The sequence below is a fragment of the Micromonospora sp. NBC_01412 genome, from assembly GCF_045040215.1.
Taxonomy (GTDB): domain Bacteria; phylum Actinomycetota; class Actinomycetes; order Mycobacteriales; family Micromonosporaceae; genus Micromonospora; species Micromonospora rubida.
Window position 1 is genome coordinate 7726626 of sequence record NZ_CP109528.1, and the last position, 13679, is coordinate 7740304.

The 13679-nt window shown below is 72.5% G+C and carries 13 protein-coding genes; 3 read left to right on the forward strand and 10 right to left on the reverse strand.

Annotation, left to right across the window (positions count from 1 at the left end):
- Positions 1 to 335: 335 nt before the first annotated feature.
- Positions 336 to 1547, forward strand: coding sequence for an MFS transporter (locus tag OG617_RS33355; protein ID WP_405097039.1), 1212 nt, complete (start codon positions 336 to 338; stop codon positions 1545 to 1547).
- A gap of 105 nt (positions 1548 to 1652) precedes the next feature.
- Here OG617_RS33355 and OG617_RS33360 read toward each other — a convergent pair whose 3' ends face one another.
- Positions 1653 to 3011 carry an FAD-dependent oxidoreductase gene (locus OG617_RS33360; protein WP_405097041.1) on the reverse strand — a complete coding sequence of 453 codons (1359 nt, stop codon included), beginning with the start codon at positions 3009 to 3011 and terminating at the stop codon, positions 1653 to 1655.
- A 202-nt stretch (positions 3012 to 3213) separates the two neighbouring features.
- Positions 3214 to 3699, reverse strand: a complete 486-nt coding sequence (locus tag OG617_RS33365) for a hypothetical protein (RefSeq protein ID WP_405097043.1) — start codon at positions 3697 to 3699, stop codon at positions 3214 to 3216.
- A 346-nt stretch (positions 3700 to 4045) separates the two neighbouring features.
- Here OG617_RS33365 and OG617_RS33370 point away from each other — a divergent pair, with 346 nt between their 5' ends.
- The gene (locus tag OG617_RS33370; protein WP_405097045.1) at positions 4046 to 4861 is read left to right on the forward strand and encodes an RNA polymerase sigma factor SigF; all 816 of its coding nucleotides are present in this window, start codon (positions 4046 to 4048) and stop codon (positions 4859 to 4861) included.
- A 111-nt stretch (positions 4862 to 4972) separates the two neighbouring features.
- On the opposite strand, the gene OG617_RS33375 is transcribed toward OG617_RS33370, so the two are convergent.
- From OG617_RS33375 to OG617_RS33410, 8 genes are read right to left on the reverse strand one after another with little or no spacing between them, the layout of a single operon-like run.
- Positions 4973 to 5905, reverse strand: a complete 933-nt coding sequence (locus OG617_RS33375) for an NAD(P)-dependent oxidoreductase (protein ID WP_405097047.1) — start codon at positions 5903 to 5905, stop codon at positions 4973 to 4975.
- Entirely contained in the window at positions 5902 to 6756 is an 855-nt protein-coding gene (locus OG617_RS33380) for a ketose-bisphosphate aldolase (protein WP_405097049.1), read from the reverse strand. The genes OG617_RS33375 and OG617_RS33380 overlap by 4 nt, the downstream gene beginning before the upstream one ends.
- 11 nt (positions 6757 to 6767) lie before the next feature.
- Positions 6768 to 8285 carry an FGGY-family carbohydrate kinase gene (locus tag OG617_RS33385; protein WP_405097051.1) on the reverse strand — a complete coding sequence of 506 codons (1518 nt, stop codon included), beginning with the start codon at positions 8283 to 8285 and terminating at the stop codon, positions 6768 to 6770.
- Positions 8282 to 9169: a MurR/RpiR family transcriptional regulator gene (locus OG617_RS33390; RefSeq protein ID WP_405097053.1), complete on the reverse strand. Its 888-nt coding sequence runs from the start codon at positions 9167 to 9169 to the stop codon at positions 8282 to 8284. Before OG617_RS33390 ends, OG617_RS33385 begins: the two co-directional genes overlap by 4 nt.
- Positions 9166 to 9972, reverse strand: a complete 807-nt coding sequence (locus OG617_RS33395; protein WP_405097055.1) for an MBL fold metallo-hydrolase — start codon at positions 9970 to 9972, stop codon at positions 9166 to 9168. The genes OG617_RS33390 and OG617_RS33395 overlap by 4 nt, the downstream gene beginning before the upstream one ends.
- A complete protein-coding gene (locus tag OG617_RS33400) occupies positions 9969 to 10907 on the reverse strand; it encodes a hypothetical protein (RefSeq protein WP_405097057.1) in 939 nt (312 codons plus the stop codon). Before OG617_RS33400 ends, OG617_RS33395 begins: the two co-directional genes overlap by 4 nt.
- On the reverse strand, positions 10904 to 11596 hold the full coding sequence (gene deoC, locus OG617_RS33405; RefSeq protein ID WP_405097059.1) for a deoxyribose-phosphate aldolase: 693 nt from the start codon (positions 11594 to 11596) through the stop codon (positions 10904 to 10906). Before deoC ends, OG617_RS33400 begins: the two co-directional genes overlap by 4 nt.
- On the reverse strand, positions 11583 to 12164 hold the full coding sequence (locus tag OG617_RS33410; RefSeq protein ID WP_405097061.1) for a glucose-6-phosphate isomerase family protein: 582 nt from the start codon (positions 12162 to 12164) through the stop codon (positions 11583 to 11585). The genes deoC and OG617_RS33410 overlap by 14 nt, the downstream gene beginning before the upstream one ends.
- Before the next feature lie 442 nt (positions 12165 to 12606).
- On the opposite strand from OG617_RS33410, the gene OG617_RS33415 reads away from it, so the two are divergent.
- Positions 12607 to 13668: a sugar ABC transporter substrate-binding protein gene (locus OG617_RS33415; protein ID WP_405097063.1), complete on the forward strand. Its 1062-nt coding sequence runs from the start codon at positions 12607 to 12609 to the stop codon at positions 13666 to 13668.
- The last annotated feature ends 11 nt before the right edge of the window (positions 13669 to 13679 follow it).

The window sequence follows — 13679 nt, forward strand, 5'->3', positions numbered from 1 at the left end:
CAGCGATCAAATCAATATTGACGATCGAAGGAAGCTTCTCGACGACGAAACGGCCCACATCGGACCAGAATGCCGGGATGAAACCCACGGCCCGCCTGCTCAACGCCTCGCCCGACCCGGGACGCCCGCCCTGGTCGGGCCGCACGACTAGCCCACCGCGCTCCGGGCGTCCACGGGCAACCGTCCCGATCGACCCAGGAATTCGTCCCACCCCCCGGCCCACCGAACGCCCTGGCCCGCCCGGCGCCGCCACCGCGATGATTGACGCCGACCGCTCCCCCACACCAGGATGTGCGAATATGCCCTTTTCGCGATTGATTGATTCCGGAACCCGTTTGGTACCGACCGATCCGCTACGCAGGAAACTGATCGCGATCCGGCTGGCCGAATCGATCGGCAAGGGAGTCTTTCTCAGCGGCAGTGTCGTCTACTTCACGCTCCGCGTCGGCCTCGACCCCAAGCAGGTCGGCCTGGGCCTGTCCGCGGCGGGCATGTCCGCCTTCATCTCATCGGTCCTGTTCGGCGTGATCGCCGACCGGGTGGGCGCGCGCCGGCTGCTCGTCATGCTGTTCGCCGCGCTGGCGGTGGGATTCGGGCTCTACGCCCTGGTGGACAACGCGATCCACTTCTTCGCCCTGGTGGTCGTCGTCGGCTTCATCGAGTACGGCACCGGCCCGACCAACGGGGCTCTCGTCGGCAACCTCGTGCCCGCCGAGGAACGGGTCAAGCTCAAGGCCATGATGCGGTCGGTGTTCAACATCGGTTTCAGCATCGGCATCGGCGTGGCTGCCGTCGCCGCGCTCAGCCAGCGGCTGCTCGTGCTGATCCCGCTCACCACCGCCGCGCTGATGGCCAGCGCCGCGCTGCTGGTCACCCGCCTGCCCGACACGCCGTCGCGTCCCGTTCCGGTGGGCTTCAAGCGCTTCGCCGCCGTACGCGACCCGCGCTTCCTCTCCGTCGTCGGCGTCTCGACGGTGCTCGCCTCCCACGTCACCGTCATCCTGGTCACGATGCCGCTGTGGGCGCTCAACCGCACCTCGCTGCCGCACTTCCTGATCCCGCTGCTGCTCATCTTCAACACGGTGTTCGTCATCCTGTTCCAGGTGCGGGCCAGCCGCGGCGCGGACACCGTGGACGGTGCCGGCAGACTCGCCCGGCGCTCCGGCTACTGGCTGGCCGGCGGCTGCGCCGTCATCGCGGTGACCGCCCTCAACGACGACATCGTGCTGGTGTCCGTCGCGATCGTCGCCGCGGTGCTGATCCTGTCGGTGGCCGAGGTGATGCAGGCCGCCTCGGGGTGGGGCCTCGCCTTCGGCCTCGCCCCGGAGCACGCCCAGGGCGAGTACCTCGGCGCGTTCGACCTACACGTGATCACGCAGAACATCATCGGCCCGGCCGTGCTGTCCGGCCTGGTCATCGCCTTCGGTTTCTGGGGCTGGCTCGGCATCGCGGTGGCCGCGTTGGCCGCGTCAGCGCTGATCGTCCCGGTCGCGCGCCGCGGCGAGGTCACGCTCGTCCGGGCGGCGGCCTCCGCGACCAGCCCGTAGGGCCCCACACCGCCGGCCGGGGTCATCCCGGCCGACGGGCCGGGCACCCTACGGACGTCGCCGGCCGCCGCCGGGGCGGCACGGTCACCTCGGTCGCGGCCGGGATCAGGTCCCCGGGACGGCTCCGGGCCGGGCACCCCGCGCGGACCGCGAGGCGCCGCCCCGCAGCACCCGACGCACGATCGCCGGACGCAGCAGCCGGTGCGGCGGGTCGACAAGGTTGAGGACCCGCAGGAAGGCGGTGCCGAGCACCGCGTCGGTGCGGGCGGCGGCGTGGAGCCGGTGCACGTACGCGTTGACGAGCCGCACCCGCACCGTCCGGCGCCCGGTCACCTCGGGGAATCGCAGATCCGTGCCGACCGCGATGGACCACGGGCCGTCGATCAGCTTGCCGGCCCCGCGGAAGAACCGCCGCCACAGCCGGTCCCGGTCGCCCGCCAGCAGGGTCCGCAGCAGCAGGCCCTCGGTGGCCGCGACCGTCATGCCCTGACCGTAGACGGGGTTGAAGCTGCACAGGGCGTCCCCGAACACCAGGTAGCCGAGCGGAAAGCGGCGCAGCCGCTCGTAGCGCCGCCGGACGCTCGCCGGATACCGCATCAGCGCCGGTTCGCCGACGGGGGTGGCCTCGCGCACCAACCGGCTGATCAGCGGCAGGCCCAGCGACTCGGCGAACCGCGCGTAGCCCTCGTCGTCCAGCGGTGGCTGCTCGCCGAGCACCCCGGCGAGGGCCACCCCGAAGCGGCCATCCTCCTGGGCTGCGACGATGCCGGTGCGCGGACGCCCCGGGACGGCATTGGTCAGCGCGCCGAGGAGGCCGTCGAGGTGGCGGGGGTCGCGCTCGTAGTTGCGGGTGACATAGGTGACGTCGACCGCGACCCGCTGTTCGGCCGGGGCCGGACAGCCGAGCGCGGTCAGCCACCCCGGGGTACGCGACGCCCGGCCGCAGGCGTCGACCACCAGGTCGGCGTCGAGCCGGTAGGCCGCCCCGTCTCGCGGCGTCACCAGGACACCGGTGATCCGGCGGCGGTCGTCGGTGCTCAGCAGACCGGTCGCCTCCGCGGGCGGCCGGAAGCGGACGTTCCCCAGCCGCTCCACCCGGGCCCGCACCGTGCGCTCCAGCAGGGGGCGGCTGACCCCCACGCCGATGAGCTGGGACGGGGAGCGGCGCATCGGATAGCCGTCGTTGCACCAGTGCACCTGGCCATTGAGGTCGACGAGGGGTGCGCCGGCCCGGTGGAGCTCGTCGCTGAGACCGTCGAACAGTTCGTCGAGCGCCTGCCGCCCCCGGGCCAGCAGAACGTGCAGCTGACGCGACTGGGGCACCCCGCGCCGTGGCGCCGCCACCTCGGGAAGGATGTCGCGGTCGACGATCGTGACGGTGTCGTACGCGTCGCTGAGCACCCGGGCGGCGATCAGCCCGCCCATGCTGGCACCCAGTACCACGGCGTTGCCTGCGCGGACCATGGTCGAGACGGTAGGCGATCGAGGCGTGCCGGTCCTCTTCGAGATTGCGCAACCGGCGCGACGGCCCGGGCTCCGCACGGTTGGTCGACGTACCGCCGAGGCTGATCCACGGGGGATCCGCCGCCGGCCACTGAGGACGGCGCCCAGGTCGGACGGACGCTGTCCTCAGTGGCCGGCGGCCGAGGGGGTCAGGGCGAGGCGGTCAGGGCGAGGTGGAGAGCGAGGCGAGGAGCCCGGTGCCACCGCAGCAGAGCAGCCCGACCACGAGCAGCGTGACTAGCAGGATGCTGTAGTTCGACCACATGCCGAACTTCGTCACGTCGGTGCCGTGCCCGTCGTGGACGCGGTTGCGCCAGCCGCCGAAGCGGAACGACAGGGCGTGCAGGGCCCCGGGGTGGGCGACGAGCGCGGTGGTCATGACGGGGATGCCCATGAAGTCGGTGTAGCGGACGTCGTGTGGCCCCGCCGGGACGGCCACGTACCAGGTGCCCTCGCCGGGGATCGGCACCACCTGGCGGTCGACTTTGAACCTGCTGGTGGTCGGCGCGGGCACGATGTAGGGCCCGCGGTTGACCGAGACGGCCAGCACCGCGTGGCCCGGGGGCGGCGAAATCGGGTGGGGGTAGGCGATCAGCGGCGTGACGGCGCCCGGCATGGGCGGGTACGACGGATGAGGAGGGTACGACACCAGCACATCCTGGCACGGCCTCGTACACCCCGGCAGGGCCGCCGGTGGGCACGAGGCGGCACCGATCGGCGGCCGAGCCGGCGCAGGCCCCGCCAACCCTCGCACCCCCGAAATCCGCTTCAGCGCGTTGCGAAAGACACAGCACATCGCATCATCCGTTCAGCTAGTAATTAGCCAATCATTCGGGTAGTGTTCACAACATCATCTGGACGACATGACGCGGTGGCTAGGCCCGTGATCGTGGCCTTGCGACAGCGCACCCGCCCGTACGTGTGCTCCGGCGACAGCCGGTTCGGAGATCTTCCGGTCGATCCGATCCACGGGCACGTGCGGGAAGGACCACCCCATGGCAACCACCACCCTCGAACCGGCGACCAGCGCCCGCTTCGGCGAACGAAGCAGCGCGCACAACGCCGACAGCGCCGACGACCTCCTGGCCGTGATGGCCGCCACCCCGGCCGACGACCCCCGCCGACCGGCACTGCGGGAACGCGCCATCGAGGCGTGGTTGCCACTCGCCCGCCACCTGGCACGCCGCTACGCCGGACGCGGCGCACACGACGAGGACCTGGCCCAGACCGCCGCGGTCGGGCTCATCAAGGCCGTCGACAGGTTCGACCCCACCCGGGGCGTCGACTTCACCGGGTACGCCATCCCCACCATCATCGGCGAGATCAAGCGGTACTTCCGTGACCGCACCTGGGCCGTGCGGGTGCCCCGCCGCCTGCAGGAACTACGCCTGTCGATCAGCGAGGCGAACAGCACCCTCACCCAGACGTTGGGGCGCTCGCCGACCGTGGCCGACATCGCGACCTACCTCGACCTGACCGAGGAGGCGGTCCTGGAAGGACTGGAAGGGGCCCGGGCCTACCGGGCCACCTCGCTGTCCACCCCGACCGGTGCCGACGGCAGCATGGAACTCGGCGACACCCTCGGCGCCGACGACCACGGCCTCGACCTGGCCGAGATCCGCGTCGCCCTCGGCCCGGCGCTCGCCACGCTGCCGGAACGCGAACGCAGGATCCTGAGCATGCGTTTCCACGGCAACCTGACCCAGGCCCAGATCGCCGACCGGATCGGCGTCTCCCAGATGCACGTCTCCCGGCTCATCACCCGAGCGCTCGCCCAGCTGCGCGGCCAGCTCTCCGAGGACTACGCCTGAACCTCCGGTCCCGGAGCACCGACGTCCCGCGACCACCCCGCCGCTCACCGCACCCGCACCCGCGCCGGCCGGCGCGGGTGCGGGTGCGGTGAGGTACGTCCGGACGGCGGATCAGCGACCCGCGCCCTCGACGCCGAGGGCGGCGAGCAGGTTGTCCACCGCGGCGTCCGACGCCCGGCGAACGCTCTCGGTCGTCGCGGCGCCCAGGTGCGGCGTCGGCACCACCCGGGGGTGGGCGAGCAGGGCCGACGGCTCCGGCGGTTCGCGGTCGAAGGCGTCGACCGAGTACAGCGCGATCCGGCCGGACTCCAGCTCCGCCAGCAGGGCCACCTCGTCGACCAGGGTCGACCGTGCGGTGTTGAGCAGGACGGCGTCGTCGCGAAGCAGGGCGAGTTCGGCGGCCCCGAGCAGCGGCCCGGCCGGTGACGGCGGGACGTGCAGCGACACGACCTCACTGGTGCGCAGCAGTGCCTCCAGCGGCAGCAGCGCCACGTCGCCGCCGTCGGTGACGAACGGATCGTGCGCCACGACCCGCATGCCGAGGCCGTGCGCCAGGTGGGCGAGCCGGCGCCCGATCGCGCCGAGACCGACGACCCCGAGGGTACGCCCGGCGGCCTCCCGCCCGGTGCCGCGCAACCAGTGGCCGGCGCGCAGGGCGGCGCTGGCCTCGGGCAGGCCGCGCAGGCCCATGAGGGCGAGCGCGAGGGCGAGTTCGGCGACGCCCTGGGCGTTGGCGCCCCGGGCGGTGAGCACCTGGACGCCGGCAGCGTCGGCGGCCGTACCGTCGATGGCGTCGCGGCCGGCACCGTTGCGGCTGATCACCCGGAGTGCGTCGGCGTGGGCCAGGACACCCGCGTCGATCGTCTCGACGCCGGCGATCCAGCCCACGGCACCCGGCACCGCGGCGGCGAGTTCCGCGCTGGTGGGCTGACGTCCCGGAGCGGGTGTGACGACGGTGAAGCCGGCGGCCCTGAGCCGGTCGACGGCGGCCGAGCCCGGGGCCGACATCGACCGGGGGGTGACGAGGATCCGGGGCCCGGTCACGACCGCACCCGCGGTGTCTCCGGGCCGAGCAGCGTGATCAGGCGCTCGACCTCCGCCGCCATGGCGTCGCGTGCCGGCGCGACGTACTTGCGCGCGTCCAGCAGCTCGGGGTCCGAGTCGAGCCGCTCGCGCACCACCCGGGTGAACACCTTGTTGAGATGGGTGGCGATGTTGACCTTCGTCATCCCCCGGGTCACCACGGCCCGCAGGGTCGCGTCGTCGACGCCGGAGGAACCGTGCAGCACCAGGGGCACCGGCACCAGCTCGGAGATCGCGGCGACCAGCTCCAGGTCGACCACCGCGTCGCGGGACGCCATCGCGTGGGAGGTGCCGACCGCGACGGCGAGCGAGTCGACGCCGGTCTCCTCCCAGAACCGGCGGGCCTGGCCGGGGTCGGTGCGCACACCCGGGGCGTGCACGCCGTCCTTGCCACCGACCTCACCCAGTTCCGCCTCGACCGCGACGTCGCGGGCGTGGCAGTGCGCGACGACCCGGCGGGTGGTGGCGCGGTTCTCGTCGTCGGGCAGCCGGGAGCCGTCGAACATGACGGAGGTGAAGCCGAGGTCCACCGCCTGGTGGACGAGGTCGACGTCCTCGGCGTGGTCGAGGTGCAGCACGACGGGGACGTCCGCCGCCTCGGCGAGCGCACGCGCGGCCAGCGCGATGGGGCACAGGCCACCGTGGTAGCGGACCGCGTTCTCGCTGATCTGCAACACCAGCGGCGCGCGGGCCGCCTCGGCGCCGGCTACCAGCGCCTCGGCGTGCTCCAGCAGGGTCGCGTTGAACGCCCCGACTCCGTGTCCCGCGCTGCGGGCGGCTGCGAGGAGGGGGCGTGGATCGGCGAGGGGCATGGCGGCTTCTCCTATGTCGTGGTGCGGTGGTGGTCGGTCGCCGCCGGAACGGCGTGGGCCCGGGTCGCCGCGCGGGCGACGTCGAACCGGGCGCGGGGCAGCGTGTAGGCGGCGGCGAGGTCCGGGCGCGGTTCGACGCGCAGCGCCGCGCGCCGGGCCGCCCGCAGGGTCGAGGTGTCCGTCCAGGCGCCCGTGCCGAGCAGCGCGAGGGTCGCGGCGCCGAGCGCGGCGCCGTGCTGCGCGGCGTCCGGGCGGCTGATCGGCCGGCCGACGAGGTCGGCGAGGACCTGGAGCATCAGTCGCCCGCGGGCGCCGCCGCCGGTCGCGGTGATCTCCGGGGCGGCGGGCACCGCAGCGAGCATCGGGTGCGCGGCGTCGGCCAGGCTGAAGCCGATGCCCTCGACCAGGGCGCGGGCCAGGTGGCCGTGTGTGTGCCCGAGATCCAGGCCCAGGTAGGCGCCGCGCACGCCCACGCCGCCCTCGGCGACGGTGCCGCCGGCGAGGGTCGGCACGCAGGTCAGCCCGTCCGCGCCGACCGGCACGGCGGCGGCCTCGTCGAGCAGGGCGTCGAGGTCGTCGTCGCGGCCGAGCACGGCGGCCAGCCAGCTCAGGCTGCTGCCGCCGCCGAAGGTCGACAGAGCCGAGATGTACAGGCCCGGCAGGACGTGGTCGAACACGAACGGCCGGTCGACCTGGTCGAGCACCGGGTCGACCGCGGCCACCGTGACCCAGTTGGAGGATCCCAGCGACACGTACGCCTCACCGGCGTGGTCCAGGCCCGCGCCGAGCGCCATGCACGAGTTGTCGACCCCGCCGGCCACGACGGGTATCCCGACCGGTAGGCCGGTGGCCGCCGCGGCTGCCGCGGTGAGCCGGCCGACGACCTCGGTGGACGGCACGATGGGCGGCCACCAGTCGGCCGGCAGCCCGAGGGCGGCCAGCACGTCGGGCAGCATCCGCCGGGTACCGAGGTCGTAGGCGCCGCTGCCCGAGGCGTAGCTCGGGTCGGTGCGCTGGACACCGGTGAGCCGGGCGTTGACCCAGTCCTTGCTGCCGAGGATCCGCGTCGTACGGGCGGCGACGTCCGGGTGCGCGGAGCGCAGCCACGCGGCCTTGAACACCGTGTACATGCCGCGCGGGAATCCGTTGCCGGTGCGCGCGTACCAGTCGGTCTCGTCGGCGTCGGCGAAGTACGCCGCCGCCGCGTCCTCCCCGCGGGTGTCGGACCAGATCGGCACCGAGTCCAGCAGGGACTTGCCGTCCGCGTCGACCGGCACCATCGCCAGGCTGTGGCCGGACAGCCCCACCGCGACGACGCGGTGCCGGCCGGCGTCGGCGGCCAGCAGCTCCCGCGACGAGCTGACGACCGCCTCCCACCAGTCCGTCGGGCGCTGTTCGTGCCGTCCCGGCGCCGGATAGGCCGTGGGGTAGGGGGCGAACGCGGTGCCGACGACCTGTGCGGCCAGGTCGACGAGGGCCGCCTTGCAGCCGCCGGTGCCCAGGTCGAAGGCGAGCGCGACGTCACTCATGTCGCCCCCCGCCGGTCCGCGCCGCCCTGGTGCGGCAACCCGGTACGCATCTGCGCCAGTCTGGTCTTCATCTCGCGGACGTCGTCGAGCGCCGACTCGCCCCGGCGCAGCAGGGTCATGGTGGCGATGGTGTCGATGACGACGAGCTGGGCCAGCCGCGAGATCGTCGGCGTGTAGACGTCGGTGTTGTCGAGAGACTCGACGATCAGCGCAATGTCGCTCAGCTCGGCCAGCGGCGACAGGCCGCCGGTGATGCCGACGACGGTCGCCCCCCGGTCCCGGGCGACGCGTACGGTGTCCAGGATCGAGGCGGTGCGACCGGTGTTCGAGATGGCCACCAGGACCGTCGACGGTGTGCTGGTGGACGCGGCGAGGAACTGCTGGTGCGTGTCGATCGGCGCCGAGCACGGCACCCCGAGCAGCGGGAACTTCTGTTCCGCGTCCATGGCCACGATGCCCGAGGCGCCGAGTCCGATGAAGACGACCCGGCTGGCGGCGGTGATGGCTCCCACCGCCCGGTCGAGGGCCTGTGGGTCCAGGTGCCGTCGTACGTGGTCGAGCGAGGTGATCGAGAAGTCGAAGATCTTGCTGACCAGGGTGGCCGTGCCGTCCTCGGCCTCGATCACCGACTGGGTCGCGGGGATGCCGAGCGCGACGCTCTGCGCGAGCTGGATGCGGAAGTCGTGGAACCCGTCGCAGCCGATCGCGTTGGCGAACCGGACGATGGTCGGCTGGCTGACCCCGACCGTCTCGGCGAGTTCGGCCAGCGTCATCCGGACGACCCCGTGGGGATCGGCGAGGACGACGTCGGCGACCTTGCGCTCGGAACGGCGCAGTGTCTCCAGGCCCTTGTTGATGCGCTCCAGCACGGTCCCGGCGTTCATCGGGCAGCCCTCAGGTCGAGGGTGTCGCCGTGGCGGGGTACGCGCACCGTGACGCCGCGGCGCACAGCGGCGTCGAGGTCGAAGGTGGCCGGATCGACGGTGTTGAAGTCAAACATTCCCCAATGATGTGGCACCAGGGTGGGGATGCCGGCAGCCGCGCAGAGCTCGACGGCCTCGGCGAAGTCGAAGTTGCCGGGTACGCCGTGGGCGAGCCGGTGTGCGTCGCGTCCGTTGACCGGCAGCAGCGCCACGTCGATGTTCAGCTCGCCGAGCCGTTCGGCCTGCCCGTCCCACGGCACGCAGTCGCCGGAGTGGTAGATCCGGGTGCCGGCGGCCTCGACGACGTAGCCGAGGAAGTGGTCGTCACCGTGGCTGTCCAGGAGGCGTTCCTCGTGGGCGGCGGGCAGCGCCGTGACCGTGAAGGGCCCGTAGTCGACCCGGTCGCCGTCGGCGAGGGCGTCCAGCCGGGACCGGGGGGCGCGGGAGCGGCGCAGCGCCTCGTCGACGACCGCGCGGGGGCAGGCCAGCCGGAGCTCCGGCTGGGCGGCCATCAGCGGTACGAGGGTGTCCGGGTCCATGTGGTCGGTGTGGGCGTGCGAGCAGAGCACCGCGCGCAGCGGCGGCAGGCCGGCCGCGGTCACCGGCAGCGGGAGCATCCGGACGTGCGGGAACGTCGTGCCGGCGTACTTGCGGGCCAGGGAGTCCGACAGGTAGGGGTCGACGAGCAGGTGAGCCTCGCCGTCGGGGCCGGCGGCGGTGAGCCAGAAGCCGGCCTGTCCGAGCCACTGTGCGCGTACCGTCATCGCACCTCCTGGGCCGCGTCGTACAGCCGCTCGAAGTCCGGGCCGCTGGTGGGGATCCCGAGGTCGAACACGGCGTCGATCGCCCTGGTCCAGCCGTGGACGAAGTACCGCCAGCCGTCGGCGACGGTGAGCGCGTCGGCCTCGGCCCGAGCCCGCGCCTGGCGCAGGAAGCCGAGCTCCCCGCGGTAGTTGAACTCCCAGGCGTAACCGCCGTGCGGGAAGGTGGCGTCGTCGCTGAGCGGTGAGCCGGGCCGGTCCTTGCCCATGCCGGTGGCGTTGACCACGAGCGCGCCCGGGGCCAGGCCCGCCAGCAGCTCGTCGTGCACCTCGCCGCGGTCGAGGCGCCGGGTCCGCCAGGTGATCGCCGGGTCGCCGGTGGCGACGTCGGCGATGAGGTCGGCGAGTCGCTGGTCGGCGATGTCGGTGACGACGACCCGCCCGGGTGCGTCGTCGCCGGCCCGGTGGGCGAAGTAGTCGCAGAGGGCGAGGGCGGCCCCGCCGGCCCCCATGACCAGCACGTCCCGGCCCGCCGTCTCCGCGACGATCGACCGCAGGGCCATCTGGCTCGTGACGGTGTCCAGGGCCAGGCCGTCGATCCAGCCGTCCCGGGCCACCAGCGCGCTGGTCTCGCGCAGCCGGGCGGCGTCGTCGTTGACCTGCCGCAGCAGGTCGTGGCTGGACGCGTAGAGGTCGAGCTTGTGGGTGGTCACCAGGGCGCCGCGTGAGAGTTCGTCGTCGCGCAGGTGCTCGACGACCCGGCGGTAGACCGCCGGCTCCGCGCCGACCGGCACGTCGATGCCGACGAGGTTGACCCCGTCCAGGTCGAGGAGGGGACGCCACGCCGCGAAGACGCGGTGGATCGCCGACGACGCGGTGCTGACGCCGATGAAGTACATGGTGGGCCGGGTGGCCGGCCGCAGGTCGTCGGGGGTCACGGCGTCGCCTCCCCGGCCTGCCCGACCAGCCGCACGGCGTACGCGGTGTTGATGCCGAACCGGGTCGCCCCGGCGTCGAGCAGGGCGTGGAGCTGGGCCAACGAGCGGATGCCGCCGGAGGCCTTGATCTCCCGGTCCGCTCCGGCGATCTCGCGGATCACGCGGACGTGCTCGGGCGTGGTCGGCCGGGGCTGCCAGCCGGTGCCGGTCTTCAGCGACGCGGCCCCGGCGTCGACCGCGGCCCGTGCCGCGTCGCGCAGCTGGCTCTCGTCGAGCAGGCCGACCTCAAGGATGACCTTGACGGGTACCCGTCCGTCGATGGCCTCCAGCACGGCGGCGACGTCGCGGGTGGCCGCGGCCAGTTCGCCGGAGCGGACCAGCCCGACGTTCATCACGACGTCCATCTCCTGCACCCCCGCGTCGAGCAGCCAGCGCGCCTCGGTCACCTTGACCGGGGTGGCCGAGCCGCCGGACGGGAAGCCGACCGGGGAGCCGGCGTTGGTGTTCGATCCGTCGAGCAGCGGGCGCAGCACGGGCAGCCAGGAGGGCAGCACGTGAGCGGCGACGAAGTCTCCGGCCAGGGCGTGGCCGGCGAGTTCCTCGACGTCCACGCGGCCGTGCTGGGCCTGCACGGCGCTGATGTCGATCATGCGGGCCAGCGCGGGGCCGGTGATCTCAACGGGCGACATAGGTCCGGTTCTCCTCGAGGCGCCATCCGTCGCCGTCGGCGACGGCCCGGTGCCGCATGCCGCCGGAGCGGGCGATGATGCCGTAGTCCTGGCCGGCGTCGGCCGGGTAGCAGAAGAGCGTGACCAGGTCGGTGTCGCCCAGGTTCACGCTGCGGTGGATGTGCACCGGCGGCACGTACGCGACGACGCCGGGGCGCAGCTCGGTCACGACGGTGCGGCCGTCGAGGGTCTCCATCAGCATCAGTCCGTGACCGGCCAGGCAGTGGTAGATCTCGGTGCGGTCCTGTTGGGCGTGGATGTGGCCGCGGGTCATGTGGAACTCGGCGCCGACCCGGCCGGGCGACAGGGTGGAGATCCCGGTGATCAGGTCGCCCGCCTCGGTCGACGGGCGGAACTCGTCGACGTGGTAGATGACCCGGTCGGCCTCGGTCGCCAGGCGCGCGGTGAACGCCGCCTCGTCGGCGAAGAGCCCGCCGAGGTCGGCCAGCCTCTTCTCGTAGCGACCGGTGCGTCCGACCATCTCCCTCGGGGTGATGACCAGTCCCGGTCCCTGTTGCGGTGTGGTCACCGTGCTCCTCCTGCTCCGGGCGCCGAACCCGTACGGCACGCCCCTCAGCTCACTTTGTAGCAAACTTACAACGGGATGTCACCCACCCGCCTGGCTCCGAGGGGTTGTTTGTAGCGAAACAGACCTGATTTCGCTCAGTTGGCGGAATGGTCGGGGGTGCAATAACTGAACTTCACGGATAAACCGGACTTGGGGAGGTAGCACGGCTACCGGCTCCCGCCGCCTCCGGCTAACATTCGGGAAACGCACCGTTGACATCCGGACGGTCAAATGTAGTGTTGCTCCGTAAGTGTGGGCCTGCGCACACGGCACACGTGCAGGGACCACAGCGAACGATGAAGGGACGCGTCCCGGGTCAACCGGGCGACGTCCCTCCGGCGGGCCACTGATTCCTCGAAGAACGCACGGGGAACGTCCCACCCCCACCATCCCTGGAGGAAAGATGTCCAACCGGACACGCGGCAAGACGCTCGCCCGGGGCGTCGCCGCACTGCTGGCCGTCACCCTGGCCACCACGGCCTGCGGCGCCGACGACTCGGGCAGCGGCGAGCCGGCCGACCCGATCGCCGGGCGTCCCGTGCCCACCGACCAGGCTCCGGACTCCGAGGTCAAGATCGCCATGATCGGGTTCGCCAACAACCCGTACTGGGTCTCGGTGAAGGCCGGCGCCGACTACGCCGACCGGGTCCTGGGCTCCCGCAAGGGCAAGGTGGACTGGATCGTCGCGGGCGAGAACATCGACGTGCAGACGGTCTCCAGCGCCATCCGCGCCGCCGACGCCCAGGGCTACAAGGGCGTCGGGTTCTTCATCGCCGGCGAGGGCAACTGCGCCGACATCAAGAACCTGTCGGCCAAGGGCATCAAGATGGGCGTCTACAACACGCTCTTCGACTGCGTGGGCACCTCCGGCGGCACCATCAACTACGCCCAGGAGCAGTACAAGGCCGGTCAGACCGCGGCCCAGGAGATGATCAAGGCCTCCGGTGACAAGTCCGGCAAGGTCGGCATCATCGTCAGCCAGTTCACCGCCCCCGGCTCGGAGCAGCGCCGACAGGGCTTCGTCGACGGGCTCAAGGGCTCGAAGCTGACCCCGGTCAGCCAGGGCGTCGAGGCCAAGGACTCCGCGTCCAACACCTTCGCGGCGGCGCAGAACTACCTGCAGTCCACCACCGACCTCGTCGGCATCTACGCCACCGCCGGCGGCCCGTTCGGCGCGGCCCAGGCCGTCGCCGCCGCCAAGAAGCAGGACACCGTCAAGGTCATCGGTTACGACATCACGACCGAGAACATCGCGGCCCTCAAGGACGGCTCGATGCACGGCGTGATCGGTCAGGACGCGTTCGGTCAGGGCTACAACGTCGCGGTCGAACTGTTCAACGCCGCAGTGACCGGCAAGCAGCCCGCCGAGGTGAAGCAGGAGGCCACCGCCCCCTTCGTCACGAAGGACAACCTGGCAGAGCACGACCCCTCGGTGAAGCCGCTCGGCGCCCCGGGCGCCTCCTGATCGGAGAAGCC

Excerpts from the sequence above, each read along its gene's own strand:
- OG617_RS33385 (WP_405097051.1), bottom strand. The coding sequence starts at position 8,285 with ATGAGTGACGTCGCGCTCGCCTTCGACCTGGGCACCGGCGGCTGCAAG.
- OG617_RS33395 (WP_405097055.1), bottom strand. The coding sequence starts at position 9,972 with ATGACGGTACGCGCACAGTGGCTCGGACAGGCCGGCTTCTGGCTCACC.
- OG617_RS33370 (WP_405097045.1), top strand. The coding sequence starts at position 4,046 with ATGGCAACCACCACCCTCGAACCGGCGACCAGCGCCCGCTTCGGCGAA.
- OG617_RS33380 (WP_405097049.1), bottom strand. The coding sequence starts at position 6,756 with ATGCCCCTCGCCGATCCACGCCCCCTCCTCGCAGCCGCCCGCAGCGCG.
- OG617_RS33360 (WP_405097041.1), bottom strand. The coding sequence starts at position 3,011 with ATGGTCCGCGCAGGCAACGCCGTGGTACTGGGTGCCAGCATGGGCGGG.
- deoC (WP_405097059.1), bottom strand. The coding sequence starts at position 11,596 with ATGTCGCCCGTTGAGATCACCGGCCCCGCGCTGGCCCGCATGATCGAC.
- OG617_RS33390 (WP_405097053.1), bottom strand. The coding sequence starts at position 9,169 with ATGAACGCCGGGACCGTGCTGGAGCGCATCAACAAGGGCCTGGAGACA.
- OG617_RS33415 (WP_405097063.1), top strand. The coding sequence starts at position 12,607 with ATGTCCAACCGGACACGCGGCAAGACGCTCGCCCGGGGCGTCGCCGCA.